This window comes from Altericroceibacterium spongiae (assembly GCF_003610805.1).
Lineage (GTDB): Bacteria > Pseudomonadota > Alphaproteobacteria > Sphingomonadales > Sphingomonadaceae > Altericroceibacterium > Altericroceibacterium spongiae.
Genome location: NZ_RAPF01000017.1, coordinates 22,773 through 31,056 on the forward strand (window position 1 = coordinate 22,773; position 8,284 = coordinate 31,056).

General features: G+C 60.7%; 9 protein-coding genes and 2 pseudogenes. 7 read left to right on the forward strand and 4 right to left on the reverse strand.

All coding sequences use genetic code 11. The features are described 5' to 3' along the window. Positions 1-107: 107 nt before the first annotated feature. A complete protein-coding gene (locus D6851_RS16960) occupies positions 108-1,124 on the reverse strand; it encodes an IS110 family RNA-guided transposase (protein ID WP_026109761.1) in 1,017 nt (338 codons plus the stop codon). 68 nt (positions 1,125-1,192) lie between these two features. Between D6851_RS16960 and D6851_RS16965 the strand changes: the two are divergent. The 7 genes and pseudogenes from D6851_RS16965 to D6851_RS16990 all read left to right on the forward strand — a co-directional run. After that, positions 1,193-1,426: pseudogene (locus D6851_RS16965) on the forward strand (IS21 family transposase); the annotation flags it as partial. Further along, positions 1,416-2,195 (forward strand): IS21-like element helper ATPase IstB, encoded by a 780-nt coding sequence (istB, locus tag D6851_RS16970; RefSeq protein ID WP_120326050.1) that lies wholly within the window; start codon positions 1,416-1,418, stop codon positions 2,193-2,195. The pseudogene D6851_RS16965 and the gene istB, both read left to right, overlap by 11 nt. A gap of 89 nt (positions 2,196-2,284) precedes the next feature. Next, positions 2,285-3,868, forward strand: a pseudogene (locus D6851_RS16975) (Tn3 family transposase); the annotation flags it as partial. Positions 3,869-4,010: 142 nt separating this feature from the next. Then, the gene (locus tag D6851_RS16980; protein WP_006961816.1) at positions 4,011-4,877 is read left to right on the forward strand and encodes a recombinase family protein; all 867 of its coding nucleotides are present in this window, start codon (positions 4,011-4,013) and stop codon (positions 4,875-4,877) included. Further along, positions 4,840-5,493: a phospholipase A gene (locus D6851_RS16985; protein WP_082594594.1), complete on the forward strand. Its 654-nt coding sequence runs from the start codon at positions 4,840-4,842 to the stop codon at positions 5,491-5,493. The genes D6851_RS16980 and D6851_RS16985 overlap by 38 nt, the downstream gene beginning before the upstream one ends. A 146-nt stretch (positions 5,494-5,639) precedes the next feature. Beyond that, positions 5,640-6,050, forward strand: coding sequence for a hypothetical protein (locus tag D6851_RS17610; protein ID WP_137710489.1), 411 nt, complete (start codon positions 5,640-5,642; stop codon positions 6,048-6,050). Between the two features lie 150 nt (positions 6,051-6,200). Then, positions 6,201-6,746 carry a recombinase family protein gene (locus D6851_RS16990; protein WP_038292857.1) on the forward strand — a complete coding sequence of 182 codons (546 nt, stop codon included), beginning with the start codon at positions 6,201-6,203 and terminating at the stop codon, positions 6,744-6,746. Positions 6,747-6,779: 33 nt separating this feature from the next. Here the strand turns inward: D6851_RS16990 and D6851_RS16995 are convergent, their stop codons facing one another. From D6851_RS16995 to D6851_RS17005, 3 genes are read right to left on the reverse strand one after another with little or no spacing between them, the layout of a single operon-like run. Then, positions 6,780-7,400: a histidine phosphatase family protein gene (locus D6851_RS16995; protein ID WP_017501689.1), complete on the reverse strand. Its 621-nt coding sequence runs from the start codon at positions 7,398-7,400 to the stop codon at positions 6,780-6,782. A 2-nt stretch (positions 7,401-7,402) separates the two neighbouring features. Beyond that, positions 7,403-7,723 carry a type II toxin-antitoxin system YafQ family toxin gene (locus D6851_RS17000; RefSeq protein WP_026109291.1) on the reverse strand — a complete coding sequence of 107 codons (321 nt, stop codon included), beginning with the start codon at positions 7,721-7,723 and terminating at the stop codon, positions 7,403-7,405. Further along, positions 7,692-7,973, reverse strand: coding sequence for a type II toxin-antitoxin system RelB/DinJ family antitoxin (locus tag D6851_RS17005; protein WP_017501687.1), 282 nt, complete (start codon positions 7,971-7,973; stop codon positions 7,692-7,694). The genes D6851_RS17000 and D6851_RS17005 overlap by 32 nt, the downstream gene beginning before the upstream one ends. Between the last annotated feature and the right edge of the window lie 311 nt (positions 7,974-8,284).

The window sequence follows — 8,284 nt, forward strand, 5'->3', positions numbered from 1 at the left end:
TCTACAGCTGGTAGGCCTCAAGGGCCTCGATAATAGTCAGGCTCGTCGCGCGTCGGCTCGATCAGTGCAGTCCATTTCTCCGTCTACTCGCAAACTGGTTCGGTTCTTCAGGCGGCGGCGCGGTATTGATCGCCCGTTCGAAGCACGGCCCAGATTATCCGTGCATTCTTGTTGGCGATGGCAACCGTTGCGCGGTTGAACCCGCGTCGCTCCCGAAGCTGGTTGGCCCATTGGCTGATGGGATCATTTTTATTGGGTGCCGTTCTCACGACGGCACGCGCGCCGTGAACCAATAGGCTGCGCAAATGCTGGCTTCCTCGTTTAGAGATGCCCATAAGCACCGCCTTATCACCGCTCGAGAACTGGCGCGGTACTAATCCAAGCCAGGCCGCCATGTGGCGCCCATTCCTGAAGTCCGAACCATCGCCGACCGCCGCGACAATCGCTGTTGCCGTTTTGGGCCCAACGCCTTTGATCCTGGCGACACGCTGACAGGGCTCGCTCGATTTGAAGACGGCTTCGATTTTCTTGTCGAAATGCTCGATGCGGCGTTCGAGATCGCAGAAGAAATCCCAGAGCTCGGCAATGGTCTCACGGGCCATAGTCGAGAGGCCGGAGTCGGCGCGTGCGAGTATCTCCGGAATCATGCGTCTCACCCGGGTAATCGACTTGGCAAAGGCAATGCCACGATCAAGCAGCAGCCCGCGCATCTGGCTGACCAGGGCCGTTCGGTGGTTCACAAGACGCTGGCGGGCGCGGTGTAGAGCCTGGATATCCTGTTGCTCAACGCTTTTCTTAGGCACCAGCGGAATGTGGGGTTGACGCACAGCCGTACAGATCGCCTCGGCATCGTTGCCGTCGTTCTTCTGCCTGCGGACAAATGGCTTCACATATTGAGGACTCACGATCTTCACGTTGTGGCCCAACTCTTCAAATTGGCGGGCCCAGCAAAATGCTCCTGTGCAGGCTTCGATCGCGACGGTGCAGGGCTCAATCCCGGCCAGCACCGAAAGTAGTTGGTCGCGCATGACCCGCCGTTTGAAAATCGCATTGCCCTTGCGATCAACGCCATGCAGCTGGAAGACATTCTTCGCCAGATCAATACCAAGTACATCGATGGTCATCATTCCTCTCCTTCGACTGCCGGTTGCACAACGATGCTCCGGGGTGGGAGAGCCGTCCATCCCATTAGCTGGTCTTGCACCATGACGAACGGGCCGTTCTGCGTGCCGTGGAACTGGCATTGGACGCCGGCGTCGCGACCAAGACCCACATCCTCAACATCCTGCACCGCCTGATCGACGGCAAGGACGCTACTCCGCCAAGGATCGATGCCCCGCAGGCCCTGATCCTGCGGCGCGAGCCCAAGGCCAACGTCGCGCGCTACGACACACTGCGGAACAAGGATCTGCGTCATGCGTCATGATCCTGCCAGCGCTGCCGTCGTGGTCATGCTGCGCGCACTCAAGATGTACGGCATGGCCCAGGCTGTCAGTGACCTGACCGAACAGGGGGCGCCCGCGTTCGATGCAGCCGTCCCCATCCTCTCCCAGTTGCTCAAGGCCGAGCTTGCCGAGCGCGAGGTCAGGTCCATCGCTTACCAGATCAAGGCGGCCAGGTTCCCCGCCTACAAGGACCTGGCCGGGTTCGACTTCGCTTCCAGCGAGGTCAATGAAGCCATGGTTCGCCAGCTCTACCGCGGGGAGTTCATCGATGGCGCTGACAACGTGGTGCTCATCGGTGGGCCCGGCACCGGCAAGACGCACATTGCCACCGCGCTCGGTGTGCAGGCCGTCGAGCATCATCGCAAGAAGGTCCGCTTCTTCGCCACCGTCGATCTGGTCAATGCGCTGGAACAGGAAAAGGCCCTGAACAAGGCAGGTCAGCTTGCCGAGCGCCTTCTGCGTCTCGACCTCGTCATCCTGGATGAGTTGGGATACCTGCCGTTCAGCCCGTCAGGCGGCGCGCTTCTCTTCCATCTGCTCAGCAAGCTTTATGAGCGCACCAGCGTCGTCATCACAACCAACCTCAGCTTCAGCGAATGGTCCGGCGTGTTCGGCGATGCCAAGATGACAACCGCGCTGCTCGATCGGCTCACTCACCACTGCCACATCCTCGAAACCGGCAATGACAGCTTCCGGTTCAGGGTCAGCTCCGCAGCACCCAAAACAAGAGAGGAAAAATCACCCGCTTGACCTCAAACCCGCATCGCGGGACATAACCACCACCCGGGTCACTTCTCGATGAAAATCCCGGGTCAGATCTCAGTGGCAATCAACATTATGAGCTTTGTGTCCTCGCGCAACTGCGCGATCGCATCCGTTCTAAGGAAATCTGGGTTGTCGGGGCGGACCGATACCGCAATCCCGATGACGATCTTCCCAAGGACTTCGATGCGCGGCGAGAAGCATATTACACAGGATTGAACCTGACGGCGGATGCGCGTGCATTTTCAAGCGCCATCCGGGAAGAGCTTGCTCAGGAACTGTTGCTCCTCAATGCCAATATTCCCCGGAACGACAAGGTTCGGCTGCTGTGGCGCGGCGAGAACCGTATATCTCTCACCCCGTTCAAACCCTTGCCCGAACCCAGGGGTCTCGCCTCGATCAAGACCGAGATCGGCCAACGCTGGCCGATGACCGGGCTGCTCGACGTACTGAAGGAGGCTGCCCTTGATACGGGACTTCTCGAAGCGTTCGAAACATCGGCCTCGCGTGTTGCACTGCCGAAAACCGCGCTGGATCAACGTCTCCTGCTATGCCTCTACGGCCTGGGAACGAATGCCGGGCTCAAGCGGATCGCCGGCGCCACCCCCGATGTCAGCTATGAAGAGCTGCTGCATGTCCATCGCCGCTTCGTTCATGCCGCGGCGCTCAAGGAGGCGTGTGCCAGGGTTGCGAATGCGACCCTGGCAATCCGCAATGCTGCAGTCTGGGGGGACGCCGGCACGGCCTGTGCGTCAGATTCCACAAAGTTCGGAGCCTGGGATCGCAACCTGATGACGGAATGGCATGCGCGTTATGGTGGACGGGGCGTCATGATCTACTGGCATGTCGAACGACGCGCGACATGCGTCTATTCCCAGCTCAAGCGCTGCTCTTCCTCCGAGGTCGCCTCCATGATCGAGGGCGTGCTGCGCCATTGCACCGACATGGAAATCCAGCGACAATATGTTGATAGTCATGGCCAAAGCGCGGTTGGCTTTGCATTTTGCCGGCTTCTCGGATTTGAGCTTGCACCCCGCCTGAAAGCGATCGCTCGCCAGAAGCTGGCTCTTCCCGATGTCGGCATGCGAACGCGGCTTCCCCACTTGCAGCCGATCCTCTCCAGTCCGATCAACTGGGATGAGATCGAGCAGCAATATGACGAGATGGTCAAATATGCAGCCGCGATGCAGACAAAAACCGCCGACCCGGAGGCGATCCTGCGCCGGTTTAGCCGCTCCGAGGTGATGCACCCGACCTACAAGGCGTTGAGTGAGCTGGGCCGCGCGGTCAAGACGATCTTCCTGTGCCGGTATCTGCGCGAGGAGTCCTTCCGCCGCGAAATTCATGAAGGCCTGAATGTCGTTGAAAACTGGAACAGTGCCAATGGGTTCGTTTTCTTCGGCAAGGGCGGCGAGATCGCCACTAACCGCATCGATGAGCAGCAGCTCTCGGTCCTGGCGCTACATTTGCTGCAAGCGTCGCTTGTCTATGTGAACACCCGAATGCTTCAGAGCGTGCTGGTGGAACCGAAATGGACGGGCCGGATGACGCCGGATGATTATCGCGGCCTCACACCGCTGATTTACAGCCACGTCAATCCTTATGGCCGCTTCGACCTCGATCTGAATAGCCGGATCGATTTTGGGCGGCTTGCTGCCTGACCGGGGCCTTTCCGCTCGCACCATTTGGGTGCACCCGAACGTGACGATCGGAAGTGACATATACGACATGTCACAAAAGGGTGGTTCCGTCACCAATGTTACTGTACGAGGGCAAAGCCACCCTAATGTGACGGATTTGCCCATGACCCGCGTCGGCTACGCCCGCGTCAGCACCATCGACCAGGATCTCGACATCCAGGTTGCCCGGTTGAAGGCAGCGGGCTGTGAAATCCTCCGCTCCGAAACAGGCTCGGGCGCATCGCGCACTGGACGCACGGAGCTTGAGACGATCATGCAGTTCCTGCGCGCCGATGACGAACTCGTCGTCCTGCGTCTCGATCGGCTCGGTCGCTCCACACGCGATGTTCTCAATCTGGTTCATGAACTCGACCAGAAGGGAGCCTCATTGCGGGTGCTTGAGCCGGAGGTGACGACGGCCGGAAGCATGGGGCGGATGGTGATCACCATTCTGGGCATGGTCGCGGACATGGAACTGACGTTCATCAAGGACCGGCAGCGCGCCGGGATCGAGGCGGCGCGCGCCGAAGGCGTCTACAAAGGCCGGAAGAAAAACATCGATGACGATGAAATCCGACGCCGGATCACCGCCGGCGCGAGCAAGGCCAGCGTCGCGCGCGACCTCAAGATCTCAAGAATGACCGTCTATCGGGCGCTTGACGTCATTCCTTCAAGGATCGGGCTGCCGGAAAAGCCGCCTTCTGTCACCATCGCCCTGCATCTGACCATCGAGAACTTCAACAAGCATGGTCGTGGCAGAAAGCCCGCTCGCGAGCGCATTGAGGCGATGCTGGAGCGGGATTACCAGATGCAAAAGACCGGGAACTGCGATTACACGCTGACCGTCGCCTATGATCAGGGTGCCGATGGCGTCAGCCTCGATGATGAGATCGCATCTCTCCAGACAGAGATGTTCAACATCGCAGAGAGCTACAGGTGCTCGATCGAGACCGATGTTTACGAGATTGGAGGACAAGAGCGAGCCTGGTAGATCGCCATGTTCAATCTTTGTTCTTCAACATGGCCAAAATCGCAGCTTCGGGCCGACTGGGCCCTATACCCAGCGCCTGTTCTGGGATCTGGGCGGGGATTCTTCGCCCTTCCGTAACATCGATTTCATGCCCGAACTTTTCTACCTGCTACCGGCCGTATCGAAGGGCACATTGGCGTTCGGCGGACAGGCGGGGCTGCGCCATGAGTCCAACGGCCGCGATGGGTTGGCGTCGCGCAGCCTCAACACCCTCTATGTCCAGCCTGTGGCGACGATACCGATCGGAGACTACAAGCTGTCGCTGGGCCCGCGCTACTCCTTCTATGTCGGTGACCTTGAAGACAATCCGGATGTGAAACGCTATCGCGGCCACACGTCCTTGTTCGCGGAGTTTGGCCGTGACGACGGGCTGCGACTGACTACCAACAGCCGCATTAATTTCTCGTCGGGCAAGGGCGCAATAGACGCTGAGCTTTCCTATCCGCTGGACAAGATCGTTGACACCAACCTCAACGTCTATGTCTTCGGCCAAGCCTTTGCTGGCTATGGCGAAAATCTGCTCGATTATGACCGCAAGGCGACACGACTGCGGCTTGGGGTCGCTATCGTCCGCTAATCCGGAACCGGGCAGAATCTATCGTAAGGTAGCGGGCCCGGCGTTGGACGTCCCCTTACCCTGATGCAAAAGTGATTTATGCATCATCGGAAGGCCAACGGCGTAAGAGTCTGTTTGAGAATTCATGAGATGATCGGGAGATTGCCATGTTACGTATTTTTATTGCTGCCACTACTATGGCAGTCTTGCTTTGGTCGCTGCCTGTATCCGCTGAAGAAATCCCTCGCTGCTCCTCCTCGTCTATTCCCGCAGCAGACAAGGCGCGCCTCACGGCGGAATACAAGCGGCGGTTTCTGGCTGAAGGGAAAACCAAGGCCGATGCCTGGGCCGGTGAGCAGGGAAGGCGCCATCGCGAAATCATGGAAAGGCAAGGTATCTGTCCCCCACGCGAACCGGCGAATAGCCAAGCCAATTCAGCGCCCCCGCCTCGAGAACAACCGACGAGCAAAAACCGTAAAAAGGGCAAGTGTACCCGTACCGTCTGGCAAACTCGTCATATAGCGAGCGCAGGTGGAGGCCCAATGAATACGATTAGGGTGCCTGTCTGCGTGAACTAAGCGAGCGACAGCAATGCTGGTGTGTTCGGTTATCCCGCCAAAGGGCACACAGGAAAAGCTCTGGTGCGAAGTCAAAAGTTTCGCATCAAACCAAAAGCCGCGCTTTTCCGTGCCCTTCCCTGATGCAAAAATCTGATGCAGAATCGCGCCATGATTTACGGCTATGCGCGCGTCTCCACCAACGGCCAAGATTTGGCCCAGCAGCTCGCCCAGCTTGAGGCGGCGGGCTGCGCGAAGATCTACCGCGAGAAGATCAGCGGCGCGTCGGCCGAGCGGCCCCAGCTCAAGCGCGCGATCGGCGCGCTCGATCCCGGCGACGTGCTGATGGTGACGGCGACCGATCGCCTCGCCCGCAACACGCGCGACCTCTTGAACATCCTCCATGCGGTAAAGGAGGCCGGGGCCGGCTTCCGCTCGATCGCCGAACCGATGGTGGACACGACCTCGCAGCTCGCCGAAGTTGTGATTGCCGTTCTAGGCGTCGCGGCCAGCTACGAGCGCCAGCGGATCGCCGAGCGCACCAGCGCTGGCCGCGCCCAGGCCAAGGCGCGCGGGGTCAAGTTCGGCCGCAAGAGCGCCCTCACCCCGCACCAGCAGGCCGAGGCGCGGCGCAAGCTCGACGCAGGCGACACCCAGCGATCGGTCGCGGCGCTGTTCAACGTCAGCCAAGCGACGATTTCGCGGCTACAGGGGTGATGAGCGACGCCCCCCGCCCTCTCTGGCGTTGATTTAGGCGGCGATCGCCGGCGCACATTCCCAGCGCCTGCCATGCCAGCGGAATCCTACCCGCTGCGCGTTGCTGATCGCTGGCGGCTCGCCCTTGCGCCAGAAGGCGCGCATCTTTGCCTGATCGTCAAGATGAGCGTCGGCCACGATCGCGCGCGCGGCCTGGATGAACTGCCCATGCCCGAACACATAGACCAGCGAGGCGGGCGGCATGGCGGCGAGCCGCGCCAGCGCGGCCTCGCAGCGCCGGAGCAGGGTGGCGAAGCTCTCCGCCCCTTCCCCGTCGCAATAATCAGGATCGGCCGCGCTCCAATAGCGTTCGAGGTGCGGCATCCGCTCCGCGCTGCGCGTGCCGTTCCAGCGCGCCGGTTGCAGATAGGTGAACTCCTCTATCGGCCACACTTCCACCGGCACGCCGGGAAAGCGCGCGATCGTTGGCGCAGCCGTCTGCTGCGTGCGGGTATAGGGCGACGTGACGATGAGCGCGGGCGCTTCTATCCAGCTCGCCGCGACTTCGCGTGCCTGTTCCTGGCCCAGCTCCGTCAGCTCGATCGCGCCGAGATCGTGGCAGGGCACGCCGGCGTTGCCGGTAGATTCGCCGTGGCGAATGAAGATTACGCGCATGGCTATTCAAACAGTTCCGCATGAGTGCCGGCGCGCACGAAGTTCACCAGATTCCCCTCAATCGTATAGATCAGCAGGAAATCGCCGCCGATATGGCACTCGCGATGATCGCTCCAATCGCCTTTCAGCGGATGATCCAGCCATTCCGGGCCTAACGGCGCGTCGTTGGCGATGAGCATCATCATCGCCTCCTTGAGCTGTTTCATGTTGTAGCGCCCGCTGCGCGACAGCCGCTCCCAATCCTTGACGAACCTTTTTTCGTAGGACGCCTCTCTTGGGAACGCCGCCCGCTTACTGCTGGCGGGCTTCTTGGTCGAGGGCATCGAACATTTCCTGGGCATCGGTGAAACGGGCGCGGCGAGCCTTCATCGTCGCGCGGGACGCCTCGATCGCGGCGCGCGTCTCGGCGTTCGGCACCTTCAGCTCGAACGGCAACGCATGATCCTTGGCGACCCGCGTGAGGGTCATGCGGACCACATCCGAGACGGTCAGCCCCAGCTCGGCCAGCACGGCGGCGGCTTCATCCTTCAATGTTTCGTCGATGCGCGCGCGCACGAAAGCGGTAGCGGCCATTGGAACCTCCTTAGTCAAGCCGATAATGTAGCTCAGTTGAGCAACAATTTCAATCCAGGCTAGGGGGCGGCGCCTGCCGCTGGCGCGGCACCGTGGCCCTACTCGCTTCGTTCCCCAAGCCCGCAAGCGGTCTTGGCCCAAGGTGACGACCCACATGGCGGGGGCGAGATCGCAAGCGGGTCTCGCTTCATGGTGCCGGCGTGCGCCGGCGTCGATCCTGTTTGAAGGGGGAAAGGCGGTCCCGGCCGCCTCTCCCCCGCAACGGGATTAGACGGGGCCGTGCCTCGCTGCGCTGCGGCCGCACCACCCCC